The organism is Streptomyces sp. NBC_00425 (genome assembly GCF_036030735.1).
Classification (GTDB): Bacteria; Actinomycetota; Actinomycetes; order Streptomycetales; family Streptomycetaceae; genus Streptomyces.
Window position 1 is genome coordinate 1,544,144 of sequence record NZ_CP107928.1, and the last position, 21,365, is coordinate 1,565,508.

1 protein-coding gene and 1 pseudogene are annotated in these 21,365 nt (G+C 75.5%); both read right to left on the reverse strand.

Annotated features, from left to right (window positions below):
- Positions 1 to 134: 134 nt before the first annotated feature.
- A pseudogene (locus OHS82_RS06575) lies at positions 135 to 11,036 on the reverse strand (type I polyketide synthase); the annotation flags it as partial.
- Positions 11,037 to 11,088: 52 nt separating this feature from the next.
- On the reverse strand, positions 11,089 to 21,312 hold the full coding sequence (locus OHS82_RS06580) for a type I polyketide synthase (protein WP_328433480.1): 10,224 nt from the start codon (positions 21,310 to 21,312) through the stop codon (positions 11,089 to 11,091).
- Positions 21,313 to 21,365 lie beyond the last annotated feature (53 nt).

Consider the following 21,365-nt stretch of genomic DNA (forward strand, 5'->3'; position numbering starts at 1 on the left):
CCAAGCAGTATGTCGAGGGGGGCACTAGGTCTTTCTCTAAACCCGGCCCGGCATGCCCTGGACGCCGCCTGCCGGCAAGGCCGAGGGCCCTGCCCCCGTCGAGCGGGGGGCAGGGCCCTCGGTGCGGGGGCCGGTCAGGCGCCTCGGGCGGTGAGCCAGCCGTCGGTGGCCCCGGCGGTGGAGCGGGCGTGGTCCTCCATCATCGTGAAGTGGTTGCCGGGGACGTCGAGGACGGTGTGGGCCCGGTGCCAGGACGTCTGCCACTCCTCGGGCCGCATCTCCTCACCGGGTTCCGCGGGCACCGGGGGCTCGCTGGAGCGCACCAGCAGCACGGGGCACTCCAGGGGGTCCGGCTCCCATTCCCCGATCATCGCGACGTACCAGCTCATCGCGGTGAGCCGTGCCGAGTCCATGTGCGCGAACATCGACTCCCGTTCGAACATGCCGCTGAGCATCTGCTGGGAGAAGCGCAGGAACGGGGAGTCGGCCCGTGGCATGTAGGTGTCCAGCAGGACGACGGCGGCCGGCGGGGCGCCGCGCTCCTGCATCCGCCGGGCGGCCGAGAGGGCGAGGACCCCGCCGGACGACGAGCCGAGCAGGACCGGCCGAACGTCCCCGACGGTCCGCCGTACGGCGTCGGCGTGCAGGTCGGCCACCGCGTCGAAGGTCGCCGGCAGCGCCTCACCCGCGCCGAAGCCCTGGGTGGGCAGCGCCCACACGTCGCGCCGGCCGCGGAACGGCGAGGCGAACCGGGCGTACTGGTGGACACCGGCGAGGGCGACATAGGAGCTGAAGCAGACCAGCGGCGCCGCGGCGGCGCCTGCCGAGAGCCGGATCGCCACGGGCAGGCCGGGGAGTTCGTCCGGCGAGGTGAAGGTGGGACGCAGTTCCGCCGCCGCCTGGAGCAGGGTGAAGCCGTCGTCGACACGGTCGTCGAGGCAAGCCTGCTTGAACAGGCCCCCGAGGGTGTCCTCGGGGCGGATGCCCGGCGTGCCCGCAGCCGTCTGTTCCCGGCCGGTCTCCTGGGGGGACCGATCTGCGAGCCGGCCGTGCACATGGGCGGCGAGGGCCTCGGGTGTGGCGTGGTCGAACAGGAGGGTCGGCGCCAGCTTCAGGCCGGTGGCGGTGGCGAGGTGGTTACGGAGTTCGACCACCGTGAGGGAGTCGAAGCCCTGCTCGGTGAAGAGCCGGTCGGGCTCCACCTCGTCGGCGCTCGCGTGCCCCAGCACGGTGGCGGCGAGGTCGCGCACCAGACCGAGCAGCAGGGTGCGGCCCTCTTCCGCGGAGCGTCCGGCCAGCAGCGACGGGCCGGCCGGCTCCGACGGACCGGACGCGCTCCTGCGACGCGCCGCCGCGGCGCCGGGCCTCAGCATCGAGCGGACTCCCGCCCGGCCCGAACCAGTGGCGACGGCGATCACCGCGGGGTCGGCCGTGGTGAGGGCGTCGTCCAGCAGAGCGAGGGCGTCCTCGGTGGTCAGGGGACGCAGGCCGCCGCGGCTCAGCCGGCCCCGGTCGGTCCGGGACAGGCGGGCGGTGATGCCGCTGTCGTCGCTCCACAGGCCCCAGGCGACGGACGACGCAGGTCGTCCGAGTGAGCGTCTGAGGGCCGCGAGGCCGTCGAGGAAGGCGTTCGCCGCCGCGTAGTTGGCCTGGCCGGGGGCGCCGAAGGTGCCCGCCGCCGAGGAGAACAGCACGAACGCGGCCGGACGGTGGTCCGTCGTGGCGTGGTGCAGGTTCCAGGCGCCGTCCGCCTTCGGACGCAGTACCGTGTCGAAGCGCGCCCCGTCGAGTGCGGTGAGGACGGCGTCGTCGGTGACACCGGCCGCGTGGACCACCCCGGTCAGCGGCGCGTCGGCGGGCACGTGGGTCAACAGCCGCTCGACGTCGGCACGCCGGGCCACGTCGCAGGCCTCCAGCCGTACTCGGGCGCCCAGCTCGGTCAGCTCGGACACCAGAGCGTCCGCGCCGTCCGCGGCGGGGCCGCGCCGTCCGGCGAGCAGCAGCGAACGCACACCGTGCCGGGTGACGAGGTGGCGGGCGACGGCCCGGCCGAGGGCGCCGGTGGCGCCGGTGACGAGCACCGTGCCCGCGGCGAGGTCGGGTACGGCGCCGGGGGCGGCGGGCACGGCGTCGGGGTACAGGACCCGTCCCTCGCGGACCGCACTGTGCGGGCGACCGGAGGCGATCGCGCCGAGCAGTGCGGCCTCGTCGCCGGCCTCCGCCCCGCCGGGCAGGTCCACCAGCTGGAAGCGGCCGGGGTGTTCGCTCTGTCCGGCGCGGACCAGTCCCCACAGGGCGGCAGCGGTCACATCCGGCAGCGCCGCGTCCGCGGATGCGTCGTCCTGGGCAGCCGTCACCGCGCGGCGGGTGACGAACACGAGCCGGGCGTCGGTGTACCGCTCGTCGGCGAGCCAGCCGCTCATCACCTCGTGGGTGCGGGACAGCCGGCCCCGCAACGCCTCGGGCATGCCGTGATCGCCGACGTGACCCGGCTCCGGTGCGACGACGACCACCTCGGGCATCGTCATGCCGGTGTCGACGGCCTTGGCGAGCGACTCGAGGTCGGCGTAGGTCTCCACATGGACGCCCGCCGCGTCGAGGGAGGCGACCACCCGGTCGTCGCCCCCGCCGAGGACGATCCAGCGCACCGTGCGCGGAGCGGGCGGCTCGGGGGCGGGAAGCGTCTCCTGCCAGTCCAGGCGCAGCAGTTCGGGCCGGCCCGGCCCCGCCGGGGCCGGGGCGGCGGGCGCCTCCCGCAGGGTGATCGCATCGGCGGTGGCGACGGCCCGGCCGGTGGTGTCGGTGACCAGGACCCGGTAGCCGTGGTCGTGGCCGGCGGGGCTCAGGCGCACCCTCAGCGCGGTCGCGCCGGTGGCGTGCAGGGTCAGCCCGGTCCACGCGAACGGCAGCATCGGCGGCGCCGTGTCCTCGTCGTCGTGCCGCAGCCCGGGGCGCCTGACCAGCAGGGCCTGGACGGCCGCGTCGAGCAGGGCAGGATGCAGGGCGTGCCGGGAGGCGTCGTCCCGGTACGGTTCCGGCAACGCGACCTCGGCATACACCTCCTCGCCGCGCTCCCACACGCTGCCCAGGCCGCGGAAGCTCGGACCGTAGGCGAAGCCCGCTGCGGCGAAGGCCGGGTAGGGGTCCTCGCCGGAGACGAGGGAGGCTCCCGGCGGAGGCCAGGCGGCCAGGTCGCCGGCCGGCACGGACGGCGGCTGCGGAGCGAGGACGCCCTGGGCGTGCCGCTGCCATTCCCCGTCGTCCGCCGAGGGCCTCGACCACACGGCGAAGGCACGACGGCCCTGATCGTCGGCGGCTTCCGCGGTGACCTGGAGGTGGGCGGCGCCCTCGGCGGGCACGACGAGCGGGCTGAGCAGGGTGAGTTCGCTCAGGTGGCCGCAGCCGGTGCGGTCGCCCACGTGCACGGCGAGGTCGAGGTAGCCGGTGGCGGGGAGGATCACCTGCCCGAGGACGGCGTGGTCGGCGAGCCAGGGGTGGCTGCGCAGTGACAGCCGTCCGGTGAACAGCAGGTCGTCCGAGCCCGCGCGGGCTATCTCGGCCGCGAGGAACGGGTGGTCCGCGGGGTGCAGTCCGGCGGCGCCGGGGTCGCCGGCGGCGGCCACGGTCGGCAGCCAGAACCGCTGCCGCTGGAATGCGTAGGTGGGCAACGGCACGGCGCGGGCGCCGGGGAGGAGCGCCGTCCAGTCCGGCTCGGCGCCGTGCGCGAACAGTGTGCCGACGGCGCGGAGCAGGGAGCCGGTCTCTGACTCGTCCCGCGAGGCGGCCGCCGCGAACACCGTTTCGGGCGTGTCGGGCTCCGCCTCGGCGAGCGCCGTCTCGGCGAGCGCGGTGAGCGAACTGTCCGGCCCGACCTCCAGGAAGCGGCGGACGCCGAGGCCGTGCAGCCGGGTGACGCAGTCGTGGAAGCGGACCGGCTCACGGAGGTGCCGCACCCAGTGCTCGGGGTCGGTGAGCAGACCGGCGGCGGCCGGTTCACCGGTCCGTGCGGAGACGACGGACAGGACCGGCTCGCGGTAGGAGATGCCTTCGGCGACGGCCCGGAAGTCGTCGAGCGCCGGATCCATGAGCGGGGAGTGGAAGGCGTGGCTGACCCGGAGCCGCGTCGTGCGCCGGCCGGCCGCCGAGAAATGCTCGCAGATCCGGGCGACGGCCTCCTCCGTGCCGGAGACGACGGTCGCGGAGGGCCCGTTGAGGGCGGCGATGCCGACTTCGCGTTCCCGTCCGGCCAGCAGCGGCAGGACCTCCTGCTCGGTGGCCCGGATCGACGCCATCGCGCCGCCGGAGGGGAGTTCCTGCATGAGCCGGCCGCGGGCGGCGACCAGGGCGCAGGCGTCGTCGAGGGAGAACACTCCGGCGACATGGGCCGCGGCGATCTCTCCGACGGAGTGGCCGGCGACGTGGTCCGGGCGGACGCCCCACGACTCCAGCAGGCGGTACAGGGCGACTTCGAAGGCGAACAGGGCGGGCTGTGCGTGCTCGGTGCGGTTCAGGAGTTCGGCGTCGTCTCCCAGGACCACCGCCCGCAGTCCGGGAACGCGTTCGCACACGGCGTCGAAGGCCTGCGCGAACACCGGGTGGGCGGCGTGCAGTTCGCGGCCCATGCCGGGCCGCTGCGCCCCCTGGCCGGTGAACAGGAAGGCCGTGCGGCCGCCTGCGCGTGCGGCGCCGGTGACCGTGCCGGGCAGCGGCGTTCCCTCGGCCAGGGCCCGCAGCCGGGCCGCGAGGCCGTCGTGATCGTCGCCGACGAGGACGGCTCGGTGGGCGAACGGCGTCCGGGTGGTCGCGAGCGCCAACGCGGTGTCGGCGACGGCGACCTCGGGGTGTGCGCTCACGTGGTCGAGCAGCCGGGCGGCCTGGTCGCGCAGGGCGTCACGGCTGCGACCGGTGACGATCCAGGGCACCGGGCACTGCACCCGTGACTGCGCCTGCGCCTGCGCCTGCGAGGTGACGGCGAGAGGTTCGTCGGTGCGCGGTTCGTCGGTGCGCGGTTCATCGGCGTCGGACGTGTCGTGGGGTGCGTCGGCGACGCCTTCCAGGATGACGTGCGCGTTGGTGCCGCTGATGCCGAACGACGACACACCCGCACGCCGCGGACGCCCGCCCTCCTCCTCCCAGACCCGCGCCCGCGTCACCAACTCCACCGCACCGGCCGACCAGTCCACATGCGACGACGGCTCATCCACATGCAACGTCGCCGGCACCACACCGGACCGCATCGCCAACACCATCTTCATCACACCCGCCACACCGGCACCCGCCTGCGTATGACCCACATTCGACTTCACCGACCCCAACCACAACGGCCGATCCACCGAACGACCCTGACCATAGGTCGCCAACAACGCCTGCGCCTCGATCGGATCACCCAACCGCGTCCCCGTGCCATGCGCCTCCACCACATCCACATCCACCGCCGACACACCCGCATCCGCCAACGCCGCCCGGATCACCCGCTGCTGCGACGGACCGTTCGGCGCACTCAAACCATTCGACGCACCGTCCTGATTCACCGCCGAACCCCGCACCACCGCCAACACCGGATGCCCCAGCCGACGCGCATCCGCCAACCGCTCCACCAACAACAGACCACCACCCTCCGAGAACCCCGTCCCGTCCGCCGCCTCCGCGAACGCCTTGCACCGACCGTCCACCGCCAACCCCTGCTGACGACTGAAGTCCACGAACAGACCGGGCGTCGACATCACGGTGACGCCGCCGGCCAGCGCCAGGTCGCACTCCCCCGCACGCAGCGCCTGCGCCGCCAGATGCAGGGCGACCAGCGACGACGAGCAGGCGGTGTCGACGGTGACCGCCGGCCCTTCCAGCCCGAAGGTGTAGGAGACGCGGCCCGACAGGACGCTCGCGGAGTTGCCCGTGCCCAGGTGGGCGCCGACGTCGTCGCCGGGCGCGAGCGGGCGGGAGGTGTAGTCCTGGTAGTTCGTGCCGGCGAAGACACCGGTCCGGCTGCCGCGCAGTGACCGCGGATCGATTCCGGCCCGCTCGAACGTCTCCCAAGCGGTCTCGAGCAGCAGCCGCTGCTGCGGGTCCATGGCCAGAGCCTCGCGGGGCGAGATGGCGAAGACGCCGGGATCGAAGTCGGCGAAGCCGTCCAGGAATCCACCGGTGAGTGTGGCGGTACGGCCCGCCGTGCCGGGTTCGGGATGGTAGAGCCCGGCCACGTCCCAGTCCCGGTCCTCCGGGAAGGGGCCCATCACGTCGGTCCCGTCGGCCAGCAGCTGCCAGAACCGCTCCGGAGTGTCCGCCCCGCCGGGGAAGCGGCAGGCCATGCCGACGATCACGACCGGGTCCTCGCCCGTGTCCCGGCGGCTGACGGCGACCTCGGAGTCGGAGGCGGAGGCGTCCGCCGGGGCGAGCTGCTCGCCGAGGTACTCGGCCAGGGCCGCGGGCGTGGGGTAGTCGTACACGAGGGTGGCGGGCAGCCGCATGCCGGTCGCCTCGCCCAGGGTGTTGCGCAGCTCCACGGCGGTGAGGGAGTCGAAGCCGAGTTCCCGGAAGGCCCGGGCCGGCTCGACGTCGTCGGGGCTCGGATGGTTGAGGACGTAGGCGATGTGTCCGCGCACCAGCTCGAGCAGGGCATGCCGGCGGTCGGCCTCCCCGAGGGCGGCGATCGTGGCCATCACGTCGTTGTCGTCGCCGCCGGAGACGGCCGGGGCGGCGGCGTGCTGCGCGCGCAGCCGTCCCAGATCCGGAAGTTCGGCGTAGAGACGGCGCGGGCGGCCCTTGCCGAGCTCCGCCCCGAAGACCTCCCAGTCGATGTCGGTGACGACGAGTGCGGTGTCGTCCTGATCGAGGGCGTGTTGCAGGGCCGTGACGGCGACGGCGGGGTCCATGAGGCGGACGCCGTGGCGCTGGAGTCGTTCGCCGACCGTGCCGGAGGCCATGCCTCCGTCGGCCCAGCCGCTCCATGCGATCGCCGTGGCGGGCAGACCGCGCGAGCGGCGGTCCTCGGCGAGGGCGTCCAGGAAGGCGTTGCCGGGGGCGTAGTTGCCGTGTCCGGGGCTGCCGAAGACGCCCGAGGACGAGGAGAACAGCACGAAGGCGGAGAGGTCCAGGCCGGCGGTCGCGGCGTCCAGGTTGCGGGCGCCTCCCGCCTTGACCCGCAGGACCTCGGCGAGGCGCTCGGGCGTGAGCGAGCCGATGACTCCGTCGTCGAGAACGGCGGCGGTGTGGAAGACGGCGGTGAGGGGGCGCTCCTCGGGGACGGAGGCCAGCAGGCCGGCGAGGTCCGCGGGGTCGGCGATGTCGCAGGCGACGAGGTCCGCGCGGGCGCCGAGAGCGGTCAGTTCGGCGAGCAGCCCGGCGGCGGATTCCGCCTCCGGGCCGGAGCGGCTGACGAGGAGGAGGTGCGCCGCTCCCTCGCGGGCGAGCCAGCGGGCCACGTGACGGCCGAGGGCGCCGGTGCCGCCGGTCACGAGGACGGTGCCCTCCGGTCGCCACCGGCGTCGGCCGGCGAGTCCGCCGACGGCGGCGCGCTCCAGTCGGCGGCCCAGCGTGCCGGTGGCGCGGACGGCGACCTGGTCCTCGTGGTCGGTTCCGGCGAGGACGGCGACGACCCGGTCGGCGGTGCGCGCGTCGAGCTGGTCGGGCAGGTCGATCAGGCCGCCCCAGCAGTCGGCCTGTTCCAGGGCGACGACCCGGCCGAAGCCCCAGACGAGGGCCTGGGCCGGTGCGGCGGGGGCCTCGCCGGCACGGGTGGCTACGGCGCCGCGGGTGAGGAACCACACCGGGAGCCGGACGTTGAGGTCGTCCATGGCCTGCACCAGGGCGACGGTGGCGGCGAAACCACCGGGCAGCAGCGGGTGCCCGGGATGCGCGCTGCCGTCGAGGGCGAGCAGGGACAGGACGCCGCGGGCGTCGGCCGTCGCCTCGGCCAGCACGGCGGCGAGCGCCGTGCGGTCGGCGTGCTCGTCGACCACGACGAGGGTGCAGTCGGCTCCGGCGCGGGCCAGGGCGGCCTGCACGCAGGTGGCCTCGGGACCGTTGTGGTGGCCGCGGGACACGACGAGTGTCCAGCGGCCGGTGAGGGCCGGCGTCGGCGTGTCCTGCAGCGGGCGCCAGGTGATGCGGTAGCGCCAGCGGTCGGCGATGGCACGGTCGTTGCCGCGCCGCCGGTAGTCGGCCAGGGCGGGGTGCAGTGCGGCCGTGGCCTGTTCGTCGAGGCCGAGCGCTGCGGCGAGGGCGGTGAGGTCGCCCGACTCGACGGCCTGCCAGAACGGGGCGTCCGCGGCGCCGGCGGTCACCGTGGGCGCGGCTGCGGTGAACCCCGGCCAGTACCGGCGGCGTTGGAAGGCGTAGACGGGCAGGTCGAGGCGGCGCGCGGGCTCGTCGTGGACGACGTCGAAGTCGACGGGTCCGCCGCGGACCGCGAGTCCGGCCACGGACGTGAGGAAGCGTTCGGTCCCGCCCTCGTCGCGGCGCAGGGTGCCGAGGACGGCGCCGCCGGTGATGCCGAGGTCGTCGAGGATGTCGCCGACCGCCGTGGTGACCACGGGGTGCGGGCTCATCTCCACGAAGACGCGCTGTCCGGCTTCGGCGAGAGCGCGCACCGTGCTCTCGAAGCGTACGGTGCGGCGGATGTTGTCGTACCAGTAGGCGGCGTCGAGTGCGGTGGTGTCCTGGACCCGGTCTCCGGTGACGGTGGAGTGGAAGGGGATCTCGGCGGGGCGCGGGCGCACCGGTGCGAATCCGGCGAGCAGGGCGTCGCGGACCTCCTCCACCTGGGCGCAGTGCGAGGCGTAGTCCACCGGCACTCGGCGTGCGCGGATCCCGTCTTCGGTGAGGCGGGCCAACAGTGCGGCCAGCGGTTCGGCATCCCCGGACACGGTGACGGACCGCGGGCCGGTGACGGAGCCGACGGAGATGCGGCCGTCGTAGGGGGCGATGAGGCGTTCGACCTCGGCGAGCGCGAGCGGTACGGCGACCATGCCGCCGCGGCCGGTGATGGCGGTGAGTTCCCGGGAGCGGGTGACGACGACCCGGGCCGCGTCCTGGAGGGTGAGGACGCCCGCGATGTGTGCGGCGGCGATCTCACCCTGGCTCTGTCCGGCGACCGCGGCGGGGCGGACCCCGCACGCCATCCACAGTCGGGCGAGGGCAACGCAGACGACGAAGAGGGTGGGCTGGACGACGTCGAGGCGCTCCAGGGGCGGGGCGCCGGCGGCGCCCCGCAGCACGTCCAGGACGCGGTAGTCGACGAACTCCTCCACGGCGGCGGCGGCTTCGTCGAAGGAGGCGCGGAACCGGGCGTCTGCGTCGTGGAGTTCGGTGGCCATGCCCTCCCACTGCGGGCCCTGGCCGGGGAAGAGGAAGACCGGGTCGCCCTCGGCGTCGGCTACGCCGCGCACCACGGCGGGGTCGGGGGCGCCGTCGGCCAGGGCGGTCAGGCCGCGCAGGAGGACGTCGGTGCCGGGGGCGACGACGACGGCACGGTGTTCGAGTGCGGACCGGGTGGTCGCGAGGGACCAGGCGAGGTCGGCGAGGCGCGGTGCGCCGTCCGGGTCGGCGCGCAGGCTTGCGGCGAGCCGGCGGGCCTGGTCGCGCAGGGCGGGCGCGGTGCGGGCGGACACGGTGAAGGCGCGCGGGCGGGGCGTGTCGTCCGCGGGCCCGTTCTCGTCGTCCTGCTCGGTGGGCGGGGCCTGTTCCAGGATGACGTGGGCGTTGGTGCCGCTGACTCCGAAGGAGGACACGCCCGCGCGGCGCGGGCGGTCGCCGACGGCGGGCCAGCCGCGGGCCTCGGTGAGCAGTTCGACGTTTCCGGCGCTCCAGTCGACGTGCCGGCTCGGCCGGTCTACGTGGAGGGTCGCGGGCAGCCGTCCCGCGCGCAGCGCGAGGACCGTCTTGATGACGCCGGCGACACCGGCCGCGGCCTGGGTGTGGCCGATGTTCGACTTCACCGAGCCGAGCAGCAGCGGCCGGTCCGCGGGCCGGTCCTGTCCGTAGGTGGCGAGCAGGGCCTGCGCCTCGATGGGGTCGCCGAGGGTGGTTCCGGTGCCGTGCGCCTCGACGGCGTCCACGTCGGCGGGTGCGAGCCTCGCGTTGGTGAGGGCCTGCCAGATGACGCGTTCCTGGGAGGGGCCGTTGGGGGCGGTCAGGCCGTTGGAGGCGCCGTCCTGGTTGACGGCGGAGCCGCGCAGGACGGCGAGCACGGGATGTCCGTGGCGGCGGGCGTCGGAGAGCCGTTCGAGGACGAGGACTCCTGCGCCCTCGCCCCAGGCGGTGCCGTCGGCGGTGTCGGCGAAGGCGCGGCAGCGGCCGTCCGGCGACAGGCCGCGCTGGCGGCTGAACTCGAGGAAGATCGTGGGCGTCGACATGACGGTGACGCCGCCGGCCAGCGCCAGGTCGCACTCCCCGGCGCGCAGCGCCTGCGCCGCCAGGTGGAGGGTGACCAGGGAGGAGGAGCAGGCGGTGTCGACGGAGACCGCGGGGCCTTCGAGGCCGAGGGTGTAGGAGATCCGGCCGGACAGGACGCTGGGCGCGTTGCCCACCCCGTCGTCGCCTGCGTTGTCGGACAGGCTGAGCAGGGTGGTGTAGTCCTGGAGGTTGGTGCCGGAGAACACGCCGGTGCGGCTGCCGCGCAGGGCGAGCGGGTCGATCCCGGCGCGTTCCAGCGCCTCCCAGCAGATCTCCAGGAGGATCCGCTGTTGCGGGTCGGTGCCGACGGCCTCGCGCGGTGAGATGCCGAAGAACCCGGCGTCGAAGTCGCCGACCCGGTCGATGAATCCGCCGGTTCGGGTGTAGCTGCGGCCGGGGGTGCCAGGTGTCGGGTCGTACAGGGCGTCGACGTCCCAGCCCCGGTCGTGGGGCCACTCGGACATGGCGTCGCCGCCGTCGTCGAGCAGCCGCCACAGGTCGTCGGGGTCGCCGACCCCGCCCGGGAAGCGACAGCCCATCGCGACGATCGCGACGGGGTCGTTGCGGTGTGCCTCGGCCGCGGCCAGGCGCTGTCGCGTCTGGTGGAGGTCGGCCGTGACCTTCTTCAGGTAGCCGAGGAGTTTTTCCTCATCGCTCATGTGTTGTCACCCGTTCTCAGGTCCCTTGGCCGCGCCGTCAGGAGATGCCGAGGTCGTTCTCGATGAAGTCGAAGATCTCGTCCGCGCCGGCGGACTGGATCCGGTCGCTGACGTCGTCACCGCCGGTGGCGGGGACGGCGACGGCGGGGCCGCCGGTGAAGCCGGTGAAACCTGTGAGGAGCGACTGCAGCCGGGCGCCGATACGGTCGCGCCGGGCGTCGTCGTCGGCCAGTGCGGCCAGGGCGGCCTCCAGGGAGTCGAGGCCGGCGAGGACGGTCTCGGAGCCTTCGGCGTCGTCCGAGAGCCGGCCCCGCAGATACGCGGCGAGCGCGGTGGCGCTCGGCTGGTCGAACAGCAGGGTGGCGGGCAGGGCGAGGCCGGTGGCGGCGCCGATCCGGTTGCGCAGCTCGACCGCCATCAACGAGTCGAAGCCGAGGGCGTTGAACGCCGTGGAGGCGCCGACCCGGTCGGTGCCGGTGTGGCCGAGGACTGCCGCGGCCTCGGTCCGCACCAGGCCGGTCAGGGTGCGTTCGCGTTCGGCCGCGGACTGTCCGGCGAGCCGTTCACGCAGGGCCTGCGGGGCGCCCGTGGCGCTCTGCGGGCGGCGGGCGTGCAGGTCACGGACCTCGGGGAGTCCGGAGAGCAGCGGGCTGGGCCGGGAGGTGGTGAAGCCGGGCGCGAAACGTGCCCAGTCGATGTCGGCGACGGCGAGGACGGCGTCGGTGCGTGCGACGGCCCGGCCGAGGGCGTCGACCGCCCGCTCGGGGTCGAGCGGGTCGATGCCGCCGCGCCGCATACGGTTCTCGGCGTCGGCGTCGGCGGTGGCCATGCCGCCGCCCGCCCACGGCCCCCATGCCAGCGAGGTGGCGGGCAGCCCGGCCGCTCTGCGCTGTTCGGCCAGGGCGTCCAGACAGGCGTTGGCCGCCGCGTAGTTGGCCTGGCCGATGGTGCCGAGGGTGCCGGAGATCGACGAGTACAGGACGAACGCGGTGAGTTCGCGCCCACGCGTCAGTTCGTCGAGGTGGCGCGCGGCGGCCAGCTTGGGCCGCAGGACGCGGTCCAGGGCTGCGGCGTCCATGCCGTCGAGAAGCCGGTCGTCGAGCACGCCGGCGGTGTGCACGACGGCGTCGACGGGGTGCTCGGCGAGCAGTGCGGCGAGCGCGTCGCGGTCGGCGGTGTCGCAGGCGGCCAGGACCAGTTCGGTGCCGGAGTCGGCGAGCGCGTCCTTGAGGCGGGAGGCGCCGTCGGAACCCGGGCCGGACCGGCTGACGGCCACGATGCGGCCGGCGCCCTGCGCGGCGAGCCAGACGGCGGTGCGCAGACCGAGCGCGCCGGTGGCCCCGGTGAGCAGGACGGTGCCGGACCAGTCGGGCGCGGCCGCCACAGGCGCGCCGGCCGGGACGCGCTCGAGGCGGCGCACGAACGTGCCGGCGGGCCGTACGGCGATCTGGTCCTCGCCTGCCCGATCGGCGAGCGCTGCGGCCAGGCGGCGGGCCACGTCGCCCGCGACGGCGGCGTCGGTGCCCGCGGGCAGGTCCACCAGCCCACCCCAGAGCTGCGGATGTTCGAGGGCGGCGGTACGGCCCAGGCCCCACACGGCGGCCTGTTCGGGGACGACGGGCGCCTCCGTCCCGAGGACGCCGGCGGCGCCCGCGGTGAGCGCCCACAGGCGCACCGCGTCGGTACCCGCGGCTCCGTCGGCGAGGGCCTGGACGAGGGCGGCGGTCGCGGCGAGACCGGCCGGGACGGCGTCGAGTCCGGGAGTTGCGGCGGTGTCGGCGGCGAGCAGCGACAGCACGCCCGTCCAGGGCCCGTCGCCGTCCTCGCGCAGGGAGCCCAGGGCGGTTGCCAGGGCCGTGCGGTCGACGGTGGCGCAGTCGACGGGCAGGACACGGACGCGGACGCCGTGCGCGGTGAGCGCGTCCGCGACGGAGGTCGCCCAGGCTCCGCCGTCGAGCCGGTCCGGGACGGCGAGGACCCAGGTGCCGGCGGGCGTGGCGGCGTTCTCCGTGGTGGGCCGCCACACGACACGGTGCTCCCAGCCCTGGATCTCCGCCTGCCTGCGGTCCTCGCCGCGCCAGGCGGCGAGGGCGGGCAGGACGGCGCTGAGCGGGGCGTCGGGGTCGACCGCGAGGCGCTCGGCGAGGGCCGAGGCGTCCGTCGCCTCGACGAGTTTCCAGAACGCGGCCTCCTGGCCGGCCGCGGCGGGAGCCGGCGCGGACGCCTCCAGCCAGAAGCGCTCGCGCTGGAAGGCGTACGTCGGCAGGGGCACGGGCCGGGCCGCGGCGTCGGCCGGCGGCGCCGGGACGTCGCCGAGCCCGTGTACGTGCAGGGTGGCGGCGGCGAGCAGCGCGGAGCGGCCCTCGGGCACGTCGCGGCGCACCAGGGGTACGGCGGTCACCGCAGCGGAGGCGCTGAGGCCGCCTCGGACCAGGGTGGTGAGGGTGGCGTCGGGGCCGAGTTCGAGTGCGAGGGTGACGCCGTCGGCCTCCAGGGTGCGGACGGTGTCGCCGAAGCGGACGGCCCGGCGGACGTGGCGCACCCAGTAGTCGGGGGTGGTCAGGTCGTCGCCGGCCGCGAGGTCGCCGGTCACGTTGGACACGACGGGGACGGTGGGGTGGTGGAAGCGGACGCGGGCGGCGACGGCGCGGAACTCGTCGAGCATGGCGTCCATCAGCGGCGAGTGGAAGGCGTGGCTGACCCGCAGTCGTCGGGTCTTGCGGCCGCGGGCCGCGAACTCGGCGGTGATCGCCTCCACGTCCTCGGCTTGGCCGGAGACGACCACGGAGACCGGTCCGTTGACCGCGGCGACGGCGACGCGGTCGGACCGGTCCTCCAGCAGGGGCCGCACCTCGTCCTCGGTCGCCTCCAGGGCGGCCATGGCGCCGCCCTCGGGCAGGCTCTGCATGAGCCTGCCCCGGGCCGCGACCAGGGCGCAGGCGTCGGTCAGGTCGAGGACTCCGCTGGCGTGGGCGGCGGTCAGTTCGCCGATGGAGTGCCCGGCGAGCACGTCGGGCAGCACGCCCCAGGACCGGACGAGGGCGTGGGCGGCGGTGCCGTACGCGAAGAGGGCGGCCTGTGTGTAGGCGGTGCGGTCCAGCAGGGCGGCCTCGGCGCTGTCCGGGGCGGCGAGGACGACATCGCGCAGCGGCGGTCCGTCGAGGTGGAGGTCGAGTCCGGCGCACACCTCGTCGAAGGTGCGCGCGTAGACGGGGTGTGCGTCGTACAGGTCGCGGCCCATGCCGGGGCGCTGGGCGCCCTGTCCGCTGAACAGGAGGGCGAGCCGTGCGCCGCCGGCGGTGCCGGTGACGGTACGGGCGTCCGGCTCGCCGGCGGCGACGGCGGCGAGCCCGGCCAGGAGTTCCGTGCGGTCCCCGGCGACGACGGCGGCGCGGTGGGCGTGCGGATGGCGGGCGACGGCGAGGGTGCGGGCGAGGTCGCGGGGGTCGTCCTCGTGGCGCAGCAGGTGGGTGTGCAGCCGGGCGGCCTGGGCACGCAGTGCGTCCGGGGTGTGCCCGGAGAGGGGGTGCACCCGGGGCACGGCGGCGGGCGCCGCCCGTTCGGCGGCGGGCCTGGCTGCGGGCGGCTCCTCCAGGACGACGTGGGCGTTGCTGCCGCTGATCCCGAAGGAGGACACGCCCGCGCGGCGCGGCCGGTCGCGGCGGGCCGGCCAGGGACGGGCCTCGGTGAGCAGCTCGATGGCGCCGCTGGACCAGTCGATGTGCGGGGAGGGCTCGTCGACGTGCAGGGTGCGCGGCAGTTCGCCGTGGCGCATGGCCATGACCATCTTGATGACGCCCGCGGCGCCGGCGGCGGCCTGGGTGTGACCGAAGTTGGACTTCGCGGATCCCAGCAGCAGGGGTTCCGCGTCGCGTTCGCGACCGTAGGTCGCGAACAGCGCCTGGGCCTCGATGGGGTCGCCGAGGGTGGTTCCGGTGCCGTGCGCCTCGACGGCGTCGACGTCGGACGGGGAGAGGCCGGCCGAGGCCAGCGCCTGTCGGATGACGCGCTCCTGGGAGGGGCCGTTGGGGGCGGTCAGGCCGTTGGAGGCGCCGTCCTGGTTGGTGGCGGATCCGCGGATCACGGCGAGGACGGGGTGGCCTTCGCGGCGGGCGTCGGAGAGTCGTTCCAGCAGGAGCATGCCGACGCCCTCGGAGAAGCTGGTGCCGTCGGCGCCGGCGGCGAAGGCCTTGCAACGGCCGTCGGCCGCCAGCCCGTTCTGGGCCGTGAACTCGGTGTAGGTGCCGGGGGTGGCCATGACCGTGACGCCGCCGGCCAGGGCCATCGAGCACTCGCCCTGGCGCAGGGCGTGGGCGGCGAGGTGCAGAGCGACCAGTGCGGACGAGCAGGCGGTGTCGACCGTCATGGTCGGCCCCTCCAGGCCGAAGGTGTAGGCGACGCGGCCGGAGATGACGCTGCCGGACACGCCGAGTCCGATGTAGCCCTCCATGCCTTCGGGGATGTCGGCCAGGCCGGAGGCGTAGCCGGAGCCCATCGCGCCGACGTAGACGCCGGTGCCGCTGCCGCGCAGGGAGAGGGGATCGATCCCGGCGCGTTCGAAGACCTCCCAGGAGGTCTCCAGCAGCAGCCGCTGCTGGGGGTCCATGGCGAGCGCCTCGCGAGGTGCGATGCCGAAGAGGGAGGCGTCGAAGTGCGTGGCGCCGTAGAGGAATCCGGCCTCCAGGCCGGGCAGGCGGTCCAGGTCCCAGCCACGGTCGGTGGGGAACGCGCCGATGGCGTCCCCGCCCTCGGAGACGAAACGCCACAGGTCCTCGGGGGAGGTGACCCCGCCGGGGTACTGGCAGGCCATGGCGACGACGACGACCGGGTCGTCCTCCTCGGCCGCGGTCCTGGTGGTGGCGAACTCCTCGGTGACTCCCGCGAGTTCGCGTACGAGGTGACGGGCGAGCGCGGTGGGGCGGGGGTGGTCGAAGACGAGCGTGGCCGGCAGCCGTAGTCCGGTCTCGGCGTTGAGGCGGTTGCGCAGGTCGACGGAGCTCAGGGAGTCGAAGCCGAGGTCCTTGAAGGACTGTTCGCCGTCGACGGCGCCGGCCGAGCCGTGGCCGAGGGCCACGGCGGCGTGGCGGCGGACCAACTCGAGCAGGTGGCGCTCCTGTTCGGGTGCGGACAGGCCGGACAGGAGGCGGCTCAGTGCGGAGGTGTCCGCGTCCGCGGCGCGGGCGGTGCGCCGGGCCGGGGCCGCCGGTACGAGGCCGTGCAGGAGGGCGGGCAGCCGTCCGGACGAGGCGGCGGAGCGCAGCGCGGCAAGGTCGGTGCGCAGCGGCGCGAGCAGCGGCTCGCCGACGGCGAGCGCCTCGTCGAGCAGGCGCAGGGCCCGGTCCGGGTCCAGGGCGGGCAGTCCGGAGGCCGCGATGCGGCGCCGGCCGTCCTCGCCGAGCCCGCCGGTCATGCCGCTGTCGTGGTCCCACAGCGTCCAGGCCAGCGAGGTGGCGGGCAGACCGATGGCGCGGCGGTGCTGGGCCAGGGCGTCCAGGACGGTGTTGGCGGCGGCGTAGTTGGCCTGTCCGGCGCCGCCCAGCAGCCCGGAGGCCGAGGAGAACAGGACGAAAGCGGTGAGGTCGGCGTCCCGGGTCGCCTCGTGCAGGGTGAGCGCGGCGTCCGCCTTCGCCCGCAGCACGGCGGCGAGCCGGTCGGGGGTGAGCGAGCCGAACACGCCGTCGTCGAGGACGCCGGCGGTGTGCACCACGGCGCGCAGCGGCCGCTGTGCGGGCAGCGTGCCGAGGAGGTCGGCCAGGGCTCGCGGGTCGGCGGCGTCGCACGCCTCGACGCGTACGACGGCTCCGTGGGCGGTGAGTTCGTCGGTCAGCTCGCGGGCGCCGGGGGCTTCGGCGCCCCTTCGGGAGGTCAGCACCAGGGAGCGCACGCCGTGCGCGGCGACCAGGTGGCGGGCGACCAGCGCGCCGAGCGCGCCGGTGCCGCCGGTGATGAGGACCGTGCCCTCGGCGTCCCAGACGGGTGCCGGATCGGCTGCCGGGGTTCTGGTCAGCGCGGGGATTCGGGTCAGCGCGGGGGTGAGCAGCATGCCGTCGCGCAGGGCGAACTGAGTCGCCCCGGTGCTGACGGCGGCCGCGAGGGCCGCTCGGGAGGCGGCGGTGTCGTCGACGTCGGCGACGACGACGCGTCCCGGGTTCTCGGTCTGGGCCGAACGGACCAGGCCCCAGACGGCGGCTGCGGACAGGTCGGTGACGTCCTCGCCGTCGACCGCGCCGACGGCGCCGCGTGTGACGATCACGATCGGGGCGCTGTCGGTGCGCGGATCGGCCAGCAGTGTCCGCAGGCCGGTCAGGACGCGGCCGGCGATGCCGGCCGGGGTCTCGTCGGGCGCGGAGACGCACGGCAGGACCACGGCCGAGGGGGCGCCGTCGTCGGGGCCGAGCACCGGCCGGCCGGGGACCAGGTCCGCCGGATCGTCGCCGGCGAGCCGCAGACCGTCGGCGTCGGGAGCGAGGTCGGCCGCAGCGGTGTCGGGCAGGGCGGTGTGGGTCCAGCGCACCGCGTACAGGGCGCCGTCGGCGGGCCGGGAGGTGTGCGGGGTGACCTGGGAGACCGGGCGGCTGACGAGGGAGCCGACGGTCGCGACGGGGCGTCCCGTGCCGTCGGAGAGCTGCAGGCTCACGGCGCCGGAAGGACCGCGCTCCAGGCGGACCCGGAGCCCGGTGGCGCCGACGGCGTGCAGCGTGACGCCGCTGAACGCGAACGGCAGGCCCACGCCGTGCCGTCCGCCACCGCCCCCGCCCCCGCTGTCGTCGCCGGCGTCGGCGTCGGCGTCGGCACCGGCGAGCTGGGCGTGCAGGGCGGCGTCCAGAAGCGCCGGGTGCAGGCCGAAGCGGGCGGCGTCGCGGTGCTGGTCCTCCGGGAGGGTCACCTCGGCGTACCAGACGTCGCCGGACCGCCATGCGGCCCGCAGGCCCTGGAAGGCGGGGCCGTACTGGTAGCCCTGGACGGCGAGAGCGTCGTAGAAGCCGTCCAGGGGGACGCTGCGGGCGTCGGCGGGAGGCCAGGCGACGGGCTCGGCCTCGGGCGCGGCGGGCGCCGGTGCGAGGACGGCGGTGGCGTGCCGGGTCCAGGGGCCGTCGTCGTCGGCGTCGGCCCGGGAGTGCACGGCGACCGGCCTGCGGCCGTCCGCGTCGGGGGCGCCGACGGCGATCTGCAGCTGGACGCCGGAGGCGTCCTGGAGCGCCAGCGGGGCTTCGAGCGTGAGGTCGTCCAGGAGACCGCAGCCGACCTCGTCGCCGGCGCGCAGCACGAGTTCGACGAACGCGGCGCCGGGCAGCAGGACCGTGCCGGACACGGTGTGGTCGGCGAGCCAGGGCTGGGCGCGGGTGGACAGCCGTCCGGTGAGCAGGACCCGGTCGTCGTCGGCGACGCGGACGACGGCCCCGAGCAGCGGGTGGCCGGCGCCGACGAGCCCGGCGCCGGTGACGTCGCCGGTGCCGAGGGAGGGGCGCAGCCAGTAGCGGTCCCCCGTGAACGCGTAGGTGGGCAGGTCGACCCGCGGGTCGGCCGGGTCGCTGCCGAGCAGGGCCTCCGGTTCGACGGAGGCGCCGTGGACGTGGACGGCGGCGACCGCGGCGAGCAGGGTGCGGGACTCGGGGCGGTCCTTGCGCAGCACGGGCACGCAGAGGCGGTCGGCGCTGTCGTCGGGCAGCGCGGTCCGGGCGAGCGCGCTGAGGGTGGCGTCGGGGCCGATCTCCAGGTAGCGGGTGACACCGTGGGTGGCGAGCCAGTCCACGCCGTCGGTGAAGCGGACGGTGTGGCGCAGGTGGCGCACCCAGTAGTCGGCCGACGCCAGTTCCTCGGCCGTGGCGGGACGTCCGGTGAGGTCGGAGACGACGGTCAGGCGCGGGGTGTGCGCGGTGACGCTCTCGGCCACGGCCCGGAAGTCGTCCAGGACGGCGTCCATGCGTGCCGAGTGGAAGGCGTGCGAGACCCGCAGCCTGCGGGTGGTGCGGCCGCGGGCCGCGAGGGCGGACGCGACGGCTTCGACGGCGCTCTCGTCACCGGAGATCACGGTGGCGCGCGGGCCGTTGACGGCGGCGACCGACACGGCGTCGCCGTGTGCGGCGAGCAGGGCGGTCACCTCGTCCTCGGCGGCCTCGACGGAGACCATGGCGCCCCCGCGCGGCAGGGCCTGCATCAGCCGCCCGCGGGCGGCGACGAGCCGGCAGGCGTCGGGCAGCGACCACACGCCGGCGACGTGGGCGGCGGAGAGTTCGCCCAGCGAGTGCCCGAGAACGTACTTGGGCGTGACGCCCCACGATTCCAGCAGGCGGTAGAGGGAGACCTCGACGGCGAACAGGGCGGGCTGGGCGAGGCCGGTCTCCCGCAGCGCCTCGTCGTCCGGGGCGCTGTCGAGGACGGCTTTCTTCAGGCTCAGCCCCAGTTCGGGGTCGAGATGGGCGCAGACCTCGTCGAAGGCGCGGGCGAACGCGGGGAACGCGTCGTACAGTTCGCGGCCCATGCCGGGCCGCTGGGCGCCCTGGCCGGAGAAGAGGAACGCGGTCGCGCCGCGCAGGGTGCGGCCCGTCACGACGTCCGGGTGCTCCTCCCCCGCGGCGAGGGCGCGCAGGGCGTCGCGGGCGCCGGCCGTGTCCTCGGCGAGGACCACGGCCCGGTGTTCGAAGGCCTGCCGCGTCCCGGCGAGTGCGCGGGCGGTGACGTGCGGGTCGTCGGCGGGGTGGGCGTCGGCGTGCTCGAGGAGGCGGTCGGCCTGGGCGCGCAGCGCTTCGGCGCTGCGCGCGGACAGCAGCCAGGGCGCCAGCGGCAGCCGTACGGCGGTCTCGGGGGCGGGACCCGCCTCCTCGCTCCGCGGGGTCCCCTCGGCCTCGCTCTTCTCGGCGTTGTCGGTCTCGGAGGGCGCGGCCTCCAGGACGACGTGGGCGTTGGTGCCGCTGATGCCGAAGGACGAGACGGCGGCGCGGCGGGGACGTCCCTCGGTGAGCGGCCAGTCGGCGGCCTCGGTGAGCAGCCGGACGTGACCGGCGTCCCAGTCGACGTGCGTGGACGGCTGGTCCACGTGCAGCGTGCGCGGCAGGCGTCCGTGCCGGAGGGCCATGACGGTCTTGATGACGCCTGCGACGCCGGCCGCCGCCTGCGTGTGGCCGAGGTTCGACTTCAGGGAACCCAGGTGCAGCGGATGCTCGGCGTCCTTGGCACGGCCGTAGGTGGTGAGCAGGGCCTGGGCCTCGATGGGGTCGCCGAGGGTGGTGCCCGTGCCGTGCGCCTCGACGGCGTCGACGTCCGCGGCGGTGATCCCGGCGTTGGCGAGGGCCTGCTCGATGACGCGCTGCTGGGCGGGCCCGTTGGGCGCGGTCAGACCGTTGGAGGCGCCGTCGGAGTTCACGGCGGAGCCGCGGACCACGGCCAGCACGGGGTGCCCGTTGCGGCGGGCGTCGGAGAGGCGTTCCACCAGCAGCAGGCCCACGCCCTCGGACCAGCCGGTGCCGTCCGCGGCGTCGGCGAAGGCCTTGCAGCGTCCGTCGGGGGCGAGGCCGCGCTGCCTGCTGAACTCGAACAGCAGGCCCGGGGTGGCCATCACGGCGACGCCGCCGGCCATCGCGAGGTCGCACTCGCCGGCCCGCAGGGCCTGCACCGCCCAGTGCAGGGCGACCAGGGAGGAGGAGCAGGCGGTGTCGACGGTGACGGCCGGCCCTTCCAGGCCCAGGACGTAGGAGATACGGCCGGAGGCGACCGAGGTCGCGTTCCCGGCGAGCATCAGGCCGTGCACGTCCTCGGGCACCTCGACCGGGCCCTGTCCGTAACCGGAGGTCGCCGCGCCCACGAACACGCCGGTGGCGCTGCCGCGCAGGGTCCGGGGCCGGATCCCGGCGCGCTCCAGGAGTTCCCAGGACGCCTCCAGCAGGATGCGCTGCTGCGGGTCGGTGGCGAGGGCCTCGCGGGGGCTCATGCCGAAGAAGGCGGCGTCGAAGGAGGCGGCGTCGCGCAGGAAGCCGCCCTCCCGGGTGGAGAACGTGCCGGGCCGGTCCGGGTCCGGGTCGTACCGGTCGGCGATGTCCCAGCCCCGGTCCTGAGGCAGTGGGCCGATGGCGTCCCGGCCCTCGTCGACGAGCCGCCACAGGTCCTCGGGCGAACGGATGTCGCCGGGGAAGCGGCAGCTCATCGCGACGACGGCGATCGGCTCCCGGCTGCGGTCCTCGACCTCGCGCAGCCTGCGGCGGGTCTGCCGGAGTTCACCCGTGACCCGCTTGAGGTATTCAACGTACTTGTCGTCGTCAGCCACGAAAGTCACTTCCTTGAACCGGGCGGGGCCGGGGCGTCGGGTGCGTGCGGAGG